The organism is Pseudorhodoplanes sp. (assembly GCF_035565855.1).
Taxonomy (GTDB): Bacteria; Pseudomonadota; Alphaproteobacteria; order Rhizobiales; family Xanthobacteraceae; genus Pseudorhodoplanes.
On the sequence record NZ_DATMRX010000006.1, the window covers coordinates 34235 to 50110 of the forward strand.

A 15876-nucleotide genomic window follows, 5' to 3' on the forward strand; every position below is an offset into this window, starting at 1 on the left:
GCTCAGCGCGCGTAGCCGATCAGCGGCTTGGGCTTGCGGCCGAGCAGGATCAGGACGATTCCGACGATGCCGAAAATCAGCCAGGCCGGCTGGTCCAGCACCGTCGTAATGGCCGGGTCCCAGGCCGCTGCGGGAAGGCTCGCCTGCACCTTGGCCTGTGCGGCCTGCAGGCTGGTCGCATGGATATCGGTCCAGAGCTGACCGAGCTTGTAGATATAGACCCGGCTGTCGGCGATCGACTTCGCGCCATCGTAGACGAGAAGGATAAAACCAGCGGCGAGAAAGATCACGCCGATCAGTCGCAGCAGCGCACGGATCATACCCAGTCCCAGAATCGAAAGAATTTTCGGCGTACCCAGTCGATACCTGTCCAGACGGATTGGTTCAACCGCAATGGTCACGATACGGACATGTTCGGTTCATCCTTGAGGCTCATAGCCGGGTTCCGCTAGGGTCGGCGAATGGGCCTCCGCCCAAAGTACGAGTGCAGGGAGTTGCAATGCCGGCCACGCCGCCCGGCCGTTCGAAACGGCCCCATTTCACCGATCAGGAAGCGCTGCTGTTCCATTCGGAGGGCCGGCCCGGGAAGCTCGAGGTCGTCGCCACCAAACCGATGGCGACCCAGCGCGACCTGTCGCTGGCCTATTCGCCGGGTGTCGCGGTGCCAGTGCTGGCGATCGCGGAGGATGAAAGCCGCGCCTTCGACTACACGACGAAGGGCAATTTCGTTGCCGTCATCACCAACGGCACCGCCATTCTCGGCCTCGGCAATCGCGGCGCGCTTGCCGCAAAGCCGGTGATGGAAGGCAAGGCGGTGCTGTTCAAGCGCTTCGCCGATGTCGATTCCATCGACCTCGAAGTATCGACCGAGGATCCCGAGGAATTCATCAATTGCGTGAAGCTGCTCGGCAAGGGCTGGGGCGGCATCAACCTCGAGGACATCAAGGCGCCGGAGTGTTTCATCATCGAGCAGAAGCTGCGCGAGTTGCTGGATATTCCGGTCTTCCACGATGACCAGCACGGCACGGCCATCATCGCAGCGGCCGGTCTTCTCAATGCGCTTCATCTCACCGGCCGCGACGTCAAGACCACAAAGCTCGTCTGCAACGGCGCGGGTGCGGCCGGCATCGCGTGCCTCGAACTCCTCGAAGCGATCGGCTTTCCGAAGGAAAACCTGATCCTCTGCGACACCAAGGGCGTGATCTATCAGGGCCGCACCGATGGCATGAACCAGTGGAAATCGGCGCACGCCGTGCAGACCAAGGCCCGCACGCTCGCCGAGGCGCTGGTCGGCGCCGACGTGTTCTTCGGCCTGTCGGCCAAGGGCGCGGTGACCACGGAGATGGTGAAGTCGATGGCGGACAAGCCGATCATCTTCGCCATGGCCAATCCGGATCCGGAAATCACCGCGGAGGAAGTCGCCGAAGTGCGCGACGACGCCATCATGGCGACCGGCCGCTCCGACTATCCGAACCAGATCAACAACGTCCTCGGCTTTCCTTACATCTTCCGGGGCGCGCTCGATGTTCGCGCCACCACCATCAACATGGAGATGAAGATCGCGGCCGCTCACGCCCTTGCGGAACTGGCGCGAGAGGACGTTCCCGATGAGGTCGCGGCGGCCTACGGCACGCGTCCGCGGTTTGGGCCCGAATACATCATCCCGGTGCCCTTCGATCCTCGTCTGATTTCGTTCGTGCCTCCCGCCGTTGCCAAAGCTGCGATGGACACCTGCGTTGCGCGCAAGCCGATCGTGGACATGGACGGTTATCGTCAGCAATTGCGGACCCGCCGCGATCCTGTCGCCGGCGTGTTGCAGCGGGTCTTTGACCGGCTCCGCCGCTCGCCCAAGCGGGTGGTCTTCGCCGAAGGCGAGGAGGAGCAAGTGATCCGGGGCGCTGCGAGCTTCGTCAATCAGGGGCTCGGCACCGCGCTCCTGGTCGGCCGCGAGGATCGCGTGCGCGCCGCGGCTGAAGAGCTCGGCGTAGAGATCGGCGGCAATCTCCAGATCGTCAACGCCGCATTGTCGCGACGCAATGCCGATTACGCGAGCTATCTGTACGAGCGGCTGCAGCGCAAAGGCTATCTGGTCCGCGACTGCCAGCGCCTGGTCAATACCGACCGCAACCACTTCGCGGCCTGCATGGTGGCGGCCGGTGATGCCGACGCGATGGTGACCGGCGTGACCCGCAATTTCTCGGTCGCGCTCGAAGACGTGCGGCGCTGTATCGATCCAAAACCAGGGCACCGGGTCATTGGCGTATCGCTGGTTCTCGCACCCCGGGGCCGCACCGTAATTGTCGCGGACACGGCGGTGACCGAGATGCCCGACGCGGCTGTTCTGGCCGATATCGCGGTCGAGGTCGCGGGCGTCGCGCGACGTCTTGGCTACGAGCCGCGCGTCGCCTTGCTTGCCTTTTCGACCTTCGGCCATCCGCCCGGAGAACGGTCGGCGCATGTTCAGGAAGCCGTACGCATCCTCGATCAACGCCGCGTCGATTTCGAATACGACGGCGAGATGGCGGCCGATGTGGCGATAAATCCGGACCTGCAGACTGCCTATCCGTTCTGTCGCTTGACCGGGCCGGCCAACGTGCTGGTGATGCCGGCCTTCCACTCCGCATCGATCTCGACAAAGCTCCTGCAGGAACTCGGCGGCTCGACGGTGATCGGCCCCATTCTGGTCGGGCTCGACAGGCCGGTGCAGATCGTGCAACTCGGCGCGAAGGACACCAACCTCGTCAACATGGCGGCGCTGGCGGCCTACAATGTCGGCGGCTGATCGCCGACGCGCCGGCGCCTCCTCAGTCGATGATTAAATCGCGGCCCGCCGCCTTCAGGGCGGCGAGGCCGTCCTTCATCTGCTGCAGCCTTTCGGGCGAATGAGCTTGCCAGTTGATGACTTCGCCGATGACGCGAAGCGGATCGCGGGACCGATAGGACAGCGTCGGATTTCCTGGAAACTTTTTGTCGGTCACGTTTGGATCGTCGAAGATTGGTCCGGTCGGTTCCACGACGTAAATCCGTTCGCGCCCGCTTCCGGCGGCTAACTCGGCGCCCCAGATCGCCGCATCCAGCGTCGCCGAACAATAGACCCACGACAGTGGCGCGACGTCGGTGAAGTTCGACTGGTGACCAACGGCGATCAAGTCGCCGGGTTTCAGGTCGGCGCGTGTTCCGTGGAAGAACGACTGCGCGAAAGTGCTGGCCGTAGCTGACATTGGAATGGCGCTCCATGGATGCGAACAGAGAGGCGCCTTCCTGCGACAACCACCCCGGATTGCGGCAAGCCCCGGTGTTGGATAGACAATGACCGGGACATTCCGTCCGCGCTCATCAGCTCTTCTGATCGGGAAACCATTCGACATGGTTGTCGCCGGTGCGGCCGTAATAGACCACGCGGCGGCCCGCGATCGACACGTGATAACCGACGCAACCCGCGGCCAGCACACGCTGACAGAACGTCTTGTAAGCGATTGTGCCGGCCTGCACGTCGCGGACCGCGGCTTCCACGCCGCTTGCTGAAAACGCCGCCGACGCTTCCGCACCGACTGACGCATTGGGCACGATCTCGGAATCGCCGCTGGCGAGGTAATAGGTCTTTTCGGACCGCACGAGATCGGCGTGATAGCGCTCGACGCCTGCCGCCATAAGCCGGCCGACGATCACCGGAAAACTCTCGCGGCCTTCGTCCGAGGCGCGGCTGCATTCGTGCAGTATCTTGCTGACACCTGTGTCCATCCTTCTCACTCCCTCATTCGGTTCAATCGACCGGCACCGCGGTCAGGCCGTGCCGGCGCACCACATCGCGCATCATCCGCTCGAGTTGCTGTCGTTCGGCGGGCCTCAGATGCCCGAAGAATTCCCGGTCGTTCTGATCCGCCAGGGCGGCAAGGCGCGGCACCAGCGCGCGGCCTTTGGCGCTGAGCGCGACCACCTGAAACCGGCGATCCCGCTCGTTCTCCGTCCGCGTCAGCAGCGCCTTGGCTTCCAGGCGGTCCATGATTTTCGACACTGCGCCGCGCGTCATCCCGATCCGGGCCGCCAGAACGCTCGGCACCACGGGAACGCCATCGAACAGTTCGCGCAGCACCACCCATTCGGCGACGCTGACCTCGAGTGCCGCAACCTTGCGCTCGAAGCTGTGCGACACCTGGTTGGACACGAACCGCAGCCAGTAGCCGAGATGCGCCTCCAGAGGGCTGACGCCAGCCTTGTTCGCCATGTCGAATGTCCAAATAGTTTCCACGGAAACTATCAGGAATGATGTCCGCGTCAACTCTTGTTCCGCGGTCCGGTTTTCCGCTTCGCGCGCTGCACCCGGCGCGCTAGAACAGCCCCGTCTTATTGCTGGGAGATCATCTCGTGACCGAACGAAGCTTGCGCGGCGTGATCGCCGCAGTGGCCACCGTCATCGACGCGAACGGCTCGCCCGACCACGCGCGCTCGCTCAAGCTCGCGCGCTTCCTGCTCGGCAATGGCTGCGACGGGCTGAACGTCCTTGGCACCACCGGCGAGGCCACATCCTTCTCGCGCGAGGAGCGCATGGGGCTGATGAGCGCCTATCGCGACAACGGCCTGCCGATGCAGCGGCTGATGGTCGGCACCGGCGCCGCGGCCGTTTCCGATGCGATCGCACTGACGCGGCACGCCGCTGGGCTTGGCTTTGCCGGCGCGCTGGTGCTGCCGCCGTTCTACTACAAGGGCGTGCCGGACGACGGACTCGTCGCCTATATCGACGCGATCGTGAAGGCGACCGCGGACCAGCCGATCCCGCTCTACCTCTATCACTTCCCGGCGCAGTCAGGGCTGCCCTGGCACGTGGCGCTGATCCGGCGGTTGCTGGAGAAGCATCGCGGCCGCATCGTCGGGCTGAAGGATTCCTCCGGCGACATGGCCTATGCCCGCGAGGCTGCGCAGGTCGCGCCGGACTTCGACGTATTTCCGTCGACCGAAGCCGCCTTGCTCGAAGCGAGGACCGGGACCTTCGCGGGCTGCATTTCCGCCACGGCGAATTGCAATGCCGACCTGTGCCAGCGCGCCTGGTCGTCGGGCGATCCGGTGGCGTCGGAAGCGGCCGTGACGATCCGGAACCTGTTCAACGGCAAGCCGCTGGTTTCGGGCATCAAGGCGCTCCTGGCCCATATTCACGGCGATCCGGCGCTTTCCGCAGTCAAACCGCCTCTGGCGGAGCCCTCCGCGGCGGACCGGACGGCCATTATCGCCGGATATGACGCCGTTCGGGCCAAAAAGGTCGCCTAAAGGCGGCCCTCGGTCCCGTTTTCGTTCGTTGACGGGAAGGGGTCCTGCGATTATAACCCGCGCCAAATGAGGCGGCGGCTATCCGCCGCCTCTATCATTTTTCCAGATCACCGATCCGCAGGTGCCGAGGCAGGCGCAGCGGACCTTGTTGCAGAGGGCTCCATGGCCAATACGAAGTCGGCCAAGAAGAAGACGCGCGTGATCGCGCGTCGCACCGCGATCAACCAGCATCGCCGGTCGATGATGCGCGGCTATATCCGCAAGGTCGAAGAGGCCATCGCGGGTGGCGATCGTACTGCGGCGCTGGCAGCGCTTCAGGCCGCCGAGCCGCAGATCATGCGCGCGAGCCAGAAGGGCATCGTTCACAAGAACACCGCGAGCCGGAAAGTGTCGCGTCTGACCGCACGGGTCGCGAAGCTCGCGCAGTAACGCGCCTGATCATCTCGAAGAGATCAAAAGGGCCCGGCACCGCCGGGCCCTTTTATTTTGCCTGCCCGGTGTCGCAACGACGTCACACTTTGCCCGGTCTGACGCTCTGAAACGCCCAACTTTTGCGGCTCGCGTTCGACGTACTGCCCTGAATTTTGAGCAAAAAATCTACCGCGAAAATAACGGTTTAGAGCCAAAGCGCGGCGGGGACTTTCAATTTCGTGCCCATTGGACGCAAAGGCCGAGGCTGCCAGTAAATTTGAAGGCAACTTGGTCCGCGGAAAAGCGCGCGGCGATTCAAGACGTTGTGTGACAAAGATGCAAAATCGCCAGTCTTTTGGGGCTTTTTTGAAGGTGCGGCGATCCTGCGCGCGACAAATTCATTGCAGTTTGAGGGCGCGCGTGTATCTTGAAACCACCGCCGCACAATGCTGCGGCGGCCTTCAGGAAATGGTCTTCTTTCAAACTCATGAGGAATGAGAACGGGCGAACTATGTCTGCGTTTCTCAACCTTCTGTACGTGACAAAGGCGACGACGAACTGGACGGACAAGACGTTTAATTCACTGCTGAACTTCGCGACGCTGCGTATTTGTATCTGTGTCGCTGGGAAGCTCCCGGAACGTTAACGTCGACAAAGAATCGGTCCACCGCGTGGAGGCGCGCGGATGGTAGGGGGAGTCATGACGAAGAGTCAGGCGAACAAGCGCCGCTTACACACGCGGCGTCAAAAGCAGCTCGCATATGAGTGGCGAGTTGAATACGGACAGGACATCACCCGGCTCACGCCGGATCGTGTGCGGCTGGGGGCATCGATAACAGCCGGATCGCTACGGGCAGCTTCACCTCCAATCGATGGCTGGTGATCGCGCTCATTCGTGTCGCGGGAGAGGCTGATCTTCGGATCAGCCTGAAAGGTTTTTCAAATCTCCAACCTGCGACGTGAATGGGCTGCGGTCCAACAATCGGGGCGTTTCGCCTCGCTATTCACCATCGGTTTTTCGACATTCGGGAAGAGGCGACCGAAATGACGAGTTTGGAGCAGGAGCGTTGGTCCAGGGTTAAGGGCCGGCTCAAGGCTGAAGTTGGCGACGATGTCTTTTCGAGCTGGTTTGCTCGAATGGATCTCGAAGGATTGGAGAAAGATACGGCGCGGCTGTCGGTGCCGACGCGTTTCCTGAAAAGCTGGATTCAGTCGCATTATGGCGATCGCGTGCTGCGCTGCTGGCAGGCGGAAGAACGGAACGTCCAGAAGATCGAACTGACTGTGCGCACGGCGGCGATCAAGACGCAGGCGGCGAAGCCGCGCGTGGACGATCAGCCGGAGGCTTCGCGCGATCAACGCGTCGAGAAGTCAAATGGCGCCGAGCATCGCGCACCGAGCGCGGCTCCGATTCCGGTTTCAACGGCGCATGAAGCGTCCGGCGGTTCGCCGCTCGATCCGCGCCTGACCTTCGATACATTTGTCGTCGGGCGTTCGAACACGCTGACCCATGCAGCCGCCAAGCAGGTGGCGTCGGCGCGGCGCGGCGATCTCGTCATGTTCAACCCGCTCTACATCCATGCGGGCGTGGGGCTCGGAAAAACGCATCTCCTTCAGGCCATCACCTGGGCCGGCAATGCCAACGGCGACCGCAAGATCCTGTATCTGACGGCCGAGAAGTTCATGTACGGCTTCGTCTCCGCGCTGAAAAACCAGAATGCGATCGCATTCAAGGAAGCGCTGCGCGGGATCGATGTTCTGGTGATCGACGATTTGCAGTTTCTCACCGGCAAGAACATGCAGGCCGAGTTCTGCCACACACTGAATGCGCTGATCGACGCCGGGCGTCAGGTCGTCATCGCGGCGGACCGTCCGCCGTCGGATCTTGAGACGCTTGACGATCGCGTGCGCTCGCGTCTGGCCGGCGGTCTGGTGGTCGAGATGGGTCCGCTTGGCGAGGAACTGCGCTTCGAAATCCTGAAGAACCGGGTGCTCGCGGCGCGGGCTCATCACACCGGTTTCGATGTGCCGGACTCCGTGGTGTCCTACATCGCCAAATCGGTCACGCATAACGGCCGCGACCTCGAAGGCGCGCTCAACCGTCTGCTCGCATTGAGCAAGCTGACGGGTCAGCCGATGACCATGGAAGTGGCTGAGCGCGAAGTGCGGGATCTGATCCGGCCGCAGGAGCCCAAGCGCGTCAAGATCGAGGACATCCAGCGCGTGGTGGCGCGGCAATACAATGTCAGCCGCTCGGACCTTCTGTCGTCGCGGAGGACGGCCAATGTCGTGCGCCCCCGTCAGGTCGCGATGTATCTGGCCAAGACGCTGACCCTGCGGTCCCTGCCGGAAATCGGCCGCAGGTTTGGCGGCCGGGACCACACCACCGTGCTGCACGCCGTGCGCAAGATCGAGCACCTGCTCGGCAACGACACCACGCTGGCCGACGAGGTGGACACCCTGAAGCGCCAGCTCCAGCTGGAATGAGGGGCTTGCCCAAAGGCCTCAGGCACGGCAATTTCGCGTCCCCCCGGCCGTCCGGCATCCGCTGGCGGCCGGTCATCGTCACAGCGGCGCAGTCCGCTCGCCTCAGGGTTTTTGCGAGATGAAGGTCACCGTCGAGCGTGCGCAATTGCTGAAATCGCTCGCCCACGTGCATCGCGTGGTCGAACGCCGCAACACCATCCCCATCCTCGCGAACATCCTGATCCGGGCGGAGCGCGGCAAGCTCGCGCTCAAGGCGACCGACCTCGACCTCGAAGTCAACGAGACGATTTCCGCCGAGGTATCACCCGGCGGCGCGACGACCGTGCCCGCGCACATGCTCTACGACATCGTGCGCAAGCTGCCGGAAGGATCGCAGATCATTCTCGAAGCGTCCGGCGATCGCGGCGTCTTGACGATCCGCGCCGGCCGCTCGCGCTTCACGCTTCAGACGCTGCCGGAAAGCGATTTTCCCGATCTCAATGCGGGCGACATGACGCATAGCTTCAGGCTGGCGGCCGCCGACCTGAAGACGATGATCGACAAAACCCAGTTTGCGATCTCGACCGAGGAAACCCGCTACTATCTCAACGGCATTTTCCTGCACACTGCCACGAACAGCAGCAAGGCCGAGACATTGCGTGCGGTCGCGACCGATGGTCATCGCCTCGCGCAGTTCGAAATCCCGTTGCCGTCCGGCGCGAAGGGGATGCCGGGTGTGATCGTGCCGCGCAAGACGGTCGGCGAGGTGCAGCGCTTGATCGAGGTCGCCGACGCGGAGATCCTGGTCGAATTGTCGACCTCCAAGATCCGGTTCACCATCGGCGATGTGGTCCTGACCTCGAAGCTGATCGACGGCACGTTCCCGGATTACGGTCCGGTGATCCCGCTCGGCAATTCCAAAATCCTTCAGGTCGACAAGAGCGAGTTCGAACACGCGGTGGATCGCGTGTCGACGGTCTCCAGCGAGCGTGGCCGCGCCGTGAAACTGTCCCTGACAGCCGGCAAGCTGACCCTGTCGGTCAACAATCCGGATTCAGGCAGCGCCACCGAAGAGCTTGAGGTCGAGTACGATTCCGACGCGCTCGATATCGGCTTCAATTCGCGTTATCTGCTCGACATCGCTTCTCAGATCGAGGGCGAAACCGCGATCCTGAAGCTCGCCGATCCGGGATCGCCGACGCTGATCCAGGACAAGGACGGCGGCCGCGCGCTATACGTGCTCATGCCCATGCGGGTGTAGGCTCCGCACAGCCGGCCTGTTTCGCTTGGGGTCCCGCGCAGGCGGGACTATGGAAAATGTCCGCCTTTCCGCTTCCACGGGACCGGCGGATATTGGTAGTTCGCCCCTATGCCCGCGACTCCCGCCCGCATCCTGCGCGTCAGCCTGTCAAATTTCCGCAGCTATCGCGCGGCGAGCCTCGCCACGACCGCAGACCGGATCGTGCTGGTCGGACCGAATGGCGCGGGCAAGACCAATCTCCTCGAGGCGATCTCATTCCTGTCGCCCGGCCGCGGGCTGCGCCGCGCCACGCTCGACGAAGTAGCGTTCAGCGAGGGGGACGGATCCTGGGCGATTTCCGCCGAAGTCGAAGGCGCCTACGGGCTCGCAACGCTCGGCACCGGCATCGAGGCGCCAAAGCCCGATCAGCCCACCACCCGCCTCTATCGCATTGACCGCGAGCCGGCGGGTTCGGCCGCGGACTTCGCAGACCATGTGCGGGTCATCTGGCTCACGCCCGCCATGGACGGCCTCTTCACCGGCCCGGCCTCGGAGCGGCGGCGCTTCCTGGACCGGCTGGTCCTGGCGGTTGACCCCTCGCACGGGAGCCGTGTCTCCGCATTGGAGCGGTCGCTGCGCTCGCGTAATCGCCTCCTGGAGAACGCGCAAGCCGACACGCATTGGCTCGACGCCGTGGAGCGCGAAACCGCGGAGCTCGCGGTCGCCGTTGCGACCCTGCGCGCCGAAACCGTGAACCGGCTGCAGATCGCCCTTGCCGAGAGCCAGGGTGCGGCGACCGTCTTTCCGTTCGCGGAGATCGCGCTCAAGGGCTGGATGGAGGATGCGATGCTCTCGCTTCCAGCGTCCGACATCGAACAGCGTTATCGCACGGTCCTGCGGGACAACCGCGCACGGGATGCCGCCGCCGGACGCACACTGGAGGGCCCACATCTGACCGACCTCGCGGTCGTCTATGGCCCGAAGGGCATTTCCGCGTCGGATGCTTCAACGGGTGAGCAGAAAGCGGTCCTGATCCGTCTCGTGCTCGCCAATGCGACGCTGCTGGCCGGGATGACCGGCCGGGCGCCGGTACTCCTGCTCGATGAAGTGGTCGCGCATCTTGATCCGGGCCGCCGCCGGGCCTTGTTCGAAGCACTGGCCGAACTGGGCGCGCAGGTCTGGATGACCGGCGCCGACCCGCAGGCCTTTGCAGAGATCGTGGGCAGCGCGCAGATGGTCGAGGTCTCGCCGGGACAACTCAGCTGAGTTCCGCGTGCACGGCAGGTTTTCGGCGGCTCTTTGTCAGGAACCCATCCCGCGCTCTTGGTTTGTCCCATGGTGGAAAGGAGGCGCGTCGGCGCCAAGCTTGAGAAAGGCCGGAAGCATGGCACCGAAAGATTCAGCTCCGCAGGTGGTGACCGAAAAGCTCCATGAGGCAATCGACGGGCTGCGCAAGGACGTGACGCGAGTCGAGATCTGGGCGACTGCGCTGTCCGAGTTTGCAAAGCCGGTTCCGGACTATCGGCCGAACCCCAAATATGAGCTTGGGCGTCCCGGAGAGGCCGCCGAGCGGCCGGAAAATGAGGCCGGAACGACGCCCCCAACCGGACGCCAAAAGTCTTCGGAATGAGGCCGTCCAGTGCGCAGATTTTGCGCTTCGGATGGGCTTGAAAACGCTTCAATTACAATTACTTAACGGCAAGGAAATAGGGCTGTACGGCCCTGTTTTTTCGTGTCACGAAGGCACGTCCCGTCCCATTTTTTCGCAACTGATTCGAAGGCTGCCTGATGGCTGAGCCCGCCCGCCAGAATCCCCCCCAGGCGTCGACCGAGTACGGCGCTGAATCGATCAAGGTCCTCAAGGGCCTCGACGCGGTGCGCAAACGGCCGGGCATGTATATCGGCGACACCGACGACGGCTCGGGCCTCCACCACATGGTCTACGAGGTCGTCGACAACGCGATCGACGAAGCGCTCGCGGGACACGCAACGGAAGTCGTCGTCACGCTGAACCCGGACGGCTCCTGCACGGTTCGCGACAACGGCCGTGGTATCCCCGTCGACATCCATAAGGGTGAAGGCGTGTCGGCTGCCGAAGTCATCATGACGCAGCTGCATGCCGGCGGAAAATTCGACCAGAATTCCTACAAGGTCTCCGGCGGCCTGCACGGCGTTGGCGTCTCGGTCGTCAACGCGCTGTCGACCTGGCTGAGGCTGACCATCTGGCGCGACGGCGACGAGCATCAGATGGAATTCAGGGATGGCGTTGCGCAGGCGCCCCTCAAAGTCACCGGGAAGGCCGAGGGCCGCAAGGGCACCGAAGTGACCTTCCTGCCGTCGCCGCAGACCTTCACCATGACCGAGTTCGATTTCGCAACGCTCGAACACCGGTTGCGCGAACTCGCCTTCCTGAATTCCGGCGTGACCGTCATCCTGACCGATGCCCGGCATCCCGTCGAAAAGCGCGAGGAGATGCGTTACGAGGGCGGCATCGAGGCCTTCGTCAAATATCTCGACCGCAACAAGACCCCACTGATCCCGCAGCCAATCACCATCCGCGCCGAGCGCGACGGGATCGCCGTCGAATGCGCGCTGTGGTGGAATGACGGCTACCACGAGAGCGTGCTCTGCTTCACCAACAACATCCCGCAGCGTGATGGCGGCACCCATCTCGCCGGTTTCCGCGGCGCGCTGACGCGCCAGATCACCGGTTATGCGGAGAACAACGGCACGAGCAAGAAAGAGAAAGTCTCGCTGAGCGGCGACGATTGCCGCGAAGGCCTGACCGCGGTGCTGTCGGTGAAGGTGCCGGACCCGAAATTCTCCTCGCAGACGAAAGACAAGCTGGTCTCCTCGGAAGTGCGTCCGGTTGTCGAAAACGTCATCAACGAGGCGCTGCAGGACTGGTTCGAGGTGCATCCCTCGGAAGCCAAGACCATCGTCGGCAAGGTGGTCGAGGCGGCCGCGGCTCGCGAGGCCGCGCGCAAGGCCCGCGAATTGACCCGGCGCAAAGGCGCGCTGGACGTTTCTTCGCTGCCCGGCAAGCTCGCCGATTGCCAGGAGCGCGATCCAGCCAAATCCGAACTCTTCATCGTCGAGGGTGACAGCGCCGGCGGCTCGGCCAAGCAGGGCCGCAATCGCGAATTCCAGGCGGTGCTGCCGCTGCGCGGCAAGATCCTCAATGTCGAGCGCGCGCGCTTCGACAAGATGCTGTCGTCACAGGAAATCGGCACGCTGATCACCGCGCTCGGTGCCGGCATCCGCGACGAGTTCGACATCAACAAGCTGCGCTATCACAAGATCATCATCATGACCGACGCGGACGTGGACGGCTCCCACATCCGCACGCTGCTCTTGACCTTCTTCTTCCGGCAGATGCCGCAGATCATCGAGGGCGGCTATCTCTACATTGCGCAGCCGCCGCTCTACAAAGTTTCGCGCGGCAAGTCCGAGCAATATCTGAAGGACGAACGCGCGCTGGAAGATTTCCTCATCGAACACGGGCTCGAGGATTCGGTGTTGCGCGTCGCCAGTGGCGAGGAGCGCGCTGGCGCCGATCTGAAGAAGCTCGTCGAGAACGCGCGCAATGTGCGCAATCTCCTCCACGGCCTGCACAGCCGCTACAATCGCAAAGTCATCGAGCAGGCGGCGATCGCCGGTGTCCTGACCCCGAGAGTGACAGGCGATCAGCAAGCGGCCGCAGCGGCGGCCGGATATATCGCGCGCCGGCTGGACGTCCTGTCCGACGAGACCGAGCGCGGCTGGACGGGCTGGTTCGATTCCGAAGGCTTCCATTTCGAGCGCACCGTGCGCGGCGTGAAGGAAGCGGCGCTGATCGATCAGGCGCTGCTGGGGTCCGCCGATGCACGCAGGCTCGACGAATATGCGCCGCTCCTGCAGGAGGTTTACGCCAAGCCCGGCATCCTGCGACGCAAGGACGACGAGACGCCGATCTACGGCCCGGTCGGGCTGTTCGAGGCAGTGACTGCCGTCGGCCGCAAGGGCATCTCGATGCAGCGCTACAAGGGTCTCGGCGAGATGAACCCGGAGCAGCTCTGGGAGACGACGCTGAACACCGACGTCCGCTCGCTGTTGCAGGTCAAGGTGCGGGAGGTCGACGAAGCCGACGACATTTTCGGCCGGCTGATGGGCGATCTCGTCGAACCGCGCCGCGACTTCATCCAGGAAAACGCATTGCAGGCGAGCGTGGACGCTTAAGCGTCATACGCCCCTTCATCGGCCATGGCCCGTCAGCTCCGCAACCCCGGAGCCTCCTGGCCTGTCCGCGCGACATATTCCGTATAGCCACCACCATAGACGTGTACGCCGTCCGGCGTCAGCTCCAGCACGCGATTGGAGAGGGCTGCCAGGAAGTGCCGGTCGTGCGACACGAACAGCATCGTGCCCTCGAACCGCGCCAGCGCGGCGATCAGCATCTCCTTGGTGGCCATGTCGAGATGGTTGGTCGGCTCGTCCAGCACCAGGAAATTCGGCGGATCGAACAGCATCTTCGCCATCACGAGGCGCGCCTTCTCGCCACCGGAAAGAACGCGGCAGCGCTTTTCGACATCGTCGCCGGAAAAGCCGAAGCAGCCGGCCAGTGTGCGCAACTGCCCCTGCCCGGCCTGCGGGAAGCTATAGTCGAGCTCCTCGAACACCGTGCGCTCGCCATCGAGCAGGTCCATGGCGTGCTGCGCGAAATAGCCGAGCTTGACGCTGCTGCCGACGGTCACCGTGCCGGCATCCGGCTCGGTTGAGCCGGTGACGAGTTTGAGAAGCGTCGACTTGCCGGCACCGTTGATGCCGAGAACGCACCAGCGCTCCATGCGGGCGACGTGAAAATCAAGCCCTTCGTAGATGCGCTTGCTGCCATAGGCCTTGTGCACGCCCTTGAGGCTTGCCACGTCGTCGCCAGACCGCGGCGGCGGCATGAAGTCGAACGCGATTGACTGCCTGCGGCGCGGCGGCTCGACCCGCTCGATCTTTTCCAGCTTCTTGACGCGGCTTTGCACCTGCGCCGCATGCGATGCGCGCGCCTTGAAGCGCTCGATGAACTTGATTTCCTTCGCCAGCATCGCCTGCTGGCGCTCGAATTGCGCCTGCTGCTGCTGCTCGTTCAACGCGCGCTGCCGTGCGTAGAATTCGTAATCGCCGGAATAACTGGTTAGCGTGCCGGCATCGATCTCGATCACCTTGTTGACGACGCGGTTCATGAATTCGCGGTCATGCGAGGTCATGAGCAACGCGCCGTCATAGCCTTTGAGAAAATTCTCAAGCCAGATCAGGCTTTCAAGATCGAGATGGTTCGACGGCTCGTCGAGCAGCATGCCGTCCGGCCGCATCAGAAGAATGCGGGCCAGCGCGACGCGCATCTTCCAGCCGCCCGACAGATTGCCGACATCGCCGTCCATCATCTCCTGGCTGAAGCCGAGCCCCGCCAGCACCTCGCGCGCCCGCGCATCGAGTGCATAGCCGTCCAGTTCCTCGAAACGCGCCTGGACCTCACCATAGCGTTCGAGGATCTGGTCCATTTCGTCGGCGCGATCGGGATCGATCATCGCCCCCTCGAGCTCTTTCAGCTCCGCCGCCACAATGCTGACCGGGCCCGCGCCTTCCATGACTTCGGCGACCGCGCTGCGGCCACTCATCTCGCCGACATCCTGGCTGAAATATCCGATGGTCAGACCGCGATCGACCGAGACCTGGCCTTCGTCCGGCTGCTCCTGCCCTGCGATCATGCGGAACAGCGTCGTCTTGCCCGCGCCATTCGGACCGACGAGGCCGACCTTCTCGCCCTTGTGCAGGGCGGCCGAAGCCTCGATGAACAGAATCTGGTGACCGTTCTGCTTGGAGATATTGTCGATACGGATCATTGCGGCGGGCGAGACAAAAATGAAGCGGCCCGCTTAGCGCAGGAGAGCCGGAGACGAAAGCATTCTTCCGCCTCGCGACCTAGAATCCGAAAGTCCCCTGTGCTGCGGGTACCGCTCCGCTCCGGGCGCCTTCGAGCGCCAGCATCCGCGCCTTGGTGGCGGAGCCTCCCGGCGCCGAGAAGCCACCGATCCTGCCGCCCGCGGCCAGCACCCGATGGCAGGGGATGATCAGAGGCACCGGATTTTTCGCCATCGCCTGTCCGACATCCCGCGCGGCTTCGGGACCGGCACCGAGTGTCTTTGCGACCGCGCCATAGGTTGTCGTCTCACCCCATCGCAGTTGGCGCACGGCGTCGTAAACCCGTGCGAAGAACGGCTCCTGCGGACGCAGATCGAGGGTGCAGAATGAGAAATCGACCTCGTCTCCCTCGAAATAGCGGAAAGCTGCCGACACCACCGCAGCCACATTCTCCGGAGGGGACACCGGAACGGCATCCGGATGGCGGCGAAGCAGTGAACCCTTCGCGGCATCGGCACTTGCGGTCGGCAACCGGAAACAGACGATACCCGCATCGTTCCAGGCGACGGCGCAATGACCGAGAGCGGTTTCGAACGTGAGGTAAT

At 63.5% G+C, this 15876-nt stretch carries 14 protein-coding genes; 8 read left to right on the forward strand and 6 right to left on the reverse strand.

The features are described from left to right. Positions 1-2: 2 nt before the first annotated feature. Positions 3-320: a hypothetical protein gene (locus VN004_RS00445; protein ID WP_325606135.1), complete on the reverse strand. Its 318-nt coding sequence runs from the start codon at positions 318-320 to the stop codon at positions 3-5. Between the two features lie 179 nt (positions 321-499). Here VN004_RS00445 and VN004_RS00450 point away from each other — a divergent pair, with 179 nt between their 5' ends. Continuing rightward, positions 500-2782: an NADP-dependent malic enzyme gene (locus VN004_RS00450; RefSeq protein WP_325606136.1), complete on the forward strand. Its 2283-nt coding sequence runs from the start codon at positions 500-502 to the stop codon at positions 2780-2782. A 22-nt stretch (positions 2783-2804) separates the two neighbouring features. On the opposite strand, the gene arr is transcribed toward VN004_RS00450, so the two are convergent. The 3 genes from arr to VN004_RS00465 all read right to left on the reverse strand — a co-directional run bounded on the left by arr (position 2805) and on the right by VN004_RS00465 (position 4225). Next, complete coding sequence (gene arr / locus VN004_RS00455; protein ID WP_325606137.1) at positions 2805-3221, reverse strand: NAD(+)--rifampin ADP-ribosyltransferase; 417 nt, start codon at positions 3219-3221, stop codon at positions 2805-2807. Positions 3222-3336: 115 nt separating this feature from the next. Next, the gene (locus VN004_RS00460; RefSeq protein ID WP_325606138.1) at positions 3337-3741 is read right to left on the reverse strand and encodes a DUF1398 family protein; all 405 of its coding nucleotides are present in this window, start codon (positions 3739-3741) and stop codon (positions 3337-3339) included. Between the two features lie 22 nt (positions 3742-3763). Then, positions 3764-4225 carry a MarR family winged helix-turn-helix transcriptional regulator gene (locus VN004_RS00465; protein ID WP_325606139.1) on the reverse strand — a complete coding sequence of 154 codons (462 nt, stop codon included), beginning with the start codon at positions 4223-4225 and terminating at the stop codon, positions 3764-3766. Between the two features lie 140 nt (positions 4226-4365). Here VN004_RS00465 and VN004_RS00470 point away from each other — a divergent pair, with 140 nt between their 5' ends. The 7 genes from VN004_RS00470 to gyrB all read left to right on the forward strand — a co-directional run bounded on the left by VN004_RS00470 (position 4366) and on the right by gyrB (position 13597). Next, positions 4366-5262 carry a dihydrodipicolinate synthase family protein gene (locus VN004_RS00470; RefSeq protein ID WP_325606140.1) on the forward strand — a complete coding sequence of 299 codons (897 nt, stop codon included), beginning with the start codon at positions 4366-4368 and terminating at the stop codon, positions 5260-5262. A 162-nt stretch (positions 5263-5424) separates the two neighbouring features. Further along, positions 5425-5691, forward strand: a complete 267-nt coding sequence (gene rpsT / locus VN004_RS00475; protein ID WP_325606141.1) for a 30S ribosomal protein S20 — start codon at positions 5425-5427, stop codon at positions 5689-5691. 1026 nt (positions 5692-6717) lie between these two features. Next, positions 6718-8160 (forward strand): chromosomal replication initiator protein DnaA, encoded by a 1443-nt coding sequence (dnaA, locus tag VN004_RS00480; RefSeq protein ID WP_325606142.1) that lies wholly within the window; start codon positions 6718-6720, stop codon positions 8158-8160. A 118-nt stretch (positions 8161-8278) separates the two neighbouring features. Continuing rightward, a complete protein-coding gene (gene dnaN / locus VN004_RS00485) occupies positions 8279-9400 on the forward strand; it encodes a DNA polymerase III subunit beta (protein WP_325606143.1) in 1122 nt (373 codons plus the stop codon). A 108-nt stretch (positions 9401-9508) separates the two neighbouring features. Next, complete coding sequence (gene recF / locus VN004_RS00490; protein WP_325606144.1) at positions 9509-10645, forward strand: DNA replication/repair protein RecF; 1137 nt, start codon at positions 9509-9511, stop codon at positions 10643-10645. A gap of 118 nt (positions 10646-10763) precedes the next feature. Further along, entirely contained in the window at positions 10764-11009 is a 246-nt protein-coding gene (locus VN004_RS00495; RefSeq protein ID WP_325606145.1) for a hypothetical protein, read from the forward strand. A gap of 158 nt (positions 11010-11167) precedes the next feature. Continuing rightward, complete coding sequence (gene gyrB / locus VN004_RS00500) at positions 11168-13597, forward strand: DNA topoisomerase (ATP-hydrolyzing) subunit B (protein WP_325606146.1); 2430 nt, start codon at positions 11168-11170, stop codon at positions 13595-13597. Between the two features lie 32 nt (positions 13598-13629). Here the strand turns inward: gyrB and VN004_RS00505 are convergent, their stop codons facing one another. Continuing rightward, positions 13630-15252, reverse strand: a complete 1623-nt coding sequence (locus VN004_RS00505) for an ABC-F family ATP-binding cassette domain-containing protein (RefSeq protein WP_325606147.1) — start codon at positions 15250-15252, stop codon at positions 13630-13632. A gap of 79 nt (positions 15253-15331) precedes the next feature. Further along, positions 15332-15876 (reverse strand): methylated-DNA--[protein]-cysteine S-methyltransferase (locus VN004_RS00510; protein ID WP_325606148.1); only part of this gene is annotated, 545 nt, incomplete at its 5' end.

Coding starts and splice junctions, on each gene's coding strand:
- VN004_RS00445 (WP_325606135.1), bottom strand. CDS start 320: ATGATCCGTGCGCTGCTGCGACTGATCGGCGTGATCTTTCTCGCCGCT.
- VN004_RS00450 (WP_325606136.1), top strand. CDS start 500: ATGCCGGCCACGCCGCCCGGCCGTTCGAAACGGCCCCATTTCACCGAT.
- arr (WP_325606137.1), bottom strand. CDS start 3,221: ATGTCAGCTACGGCCAGCACTTTCGCGCAGTCGTTCTTCCACGGAACA.
- VN004_RS00460 (WP_325606138.1), bottom strand. CDS start 3,741: ATGGACACAGGTGTCAGCAAGATACTGCACGAATGCAGCCGCGCCTCG.
- VN004_RS00465 (WP_325606139.1), bottom strand. CDS start 4,225: ATGGCGAACAAGGCTGGCGTCAGCCCTCTGGAGGCGCATCTCGGCTAC.
- rpsT (WP_325606141.1), top strand. CDS start 5,425: ATGGCCAATACGAAGTCGGCCAAGAAGAAGACGCGCGTGATCGCGCGT.
- dnaA (WP_325606142.1), top strand. CDS start 6,718: ATGACGAGTTTGGAGCAGGAGCGTTGGTCCAGGGTTAAGGGCCGGCTC.
- dnaN (WP_325606143.1), top strand. CDS start 8,279: ATGAAGGTCACCGTCGAGCGTGCGCAATTGCTGAAATCGCTCGCCCAC.
- recF (WP_325606144.1), top strand. CDS start 9,509: ATGCCCGCGACTCCCGCCCGCATCCTGCGCGTCAGCCTGTCAAATTTC.
- VN004_RS00495 (WP_325606145.1), top strand. CDS start 10,764: ATGGCACCGAAAGATTCAGCTCCGCAGGTGGTGACCGAAAAGCTCCAT.
- gyrB (WP_325606146.1), top strand. CDS start 11,168: ATGGCTGAGCCCGCCCGCCAGAATCCCCCCCAGGCGTCGACCGAGTAC.
- VN004_RS00505 (WP_325606147.1), bottom strand. CDS start 15,252: ATGATCCGTATCGACAATATCTCCAAGCAGAACGGTCACCAGATTCTG.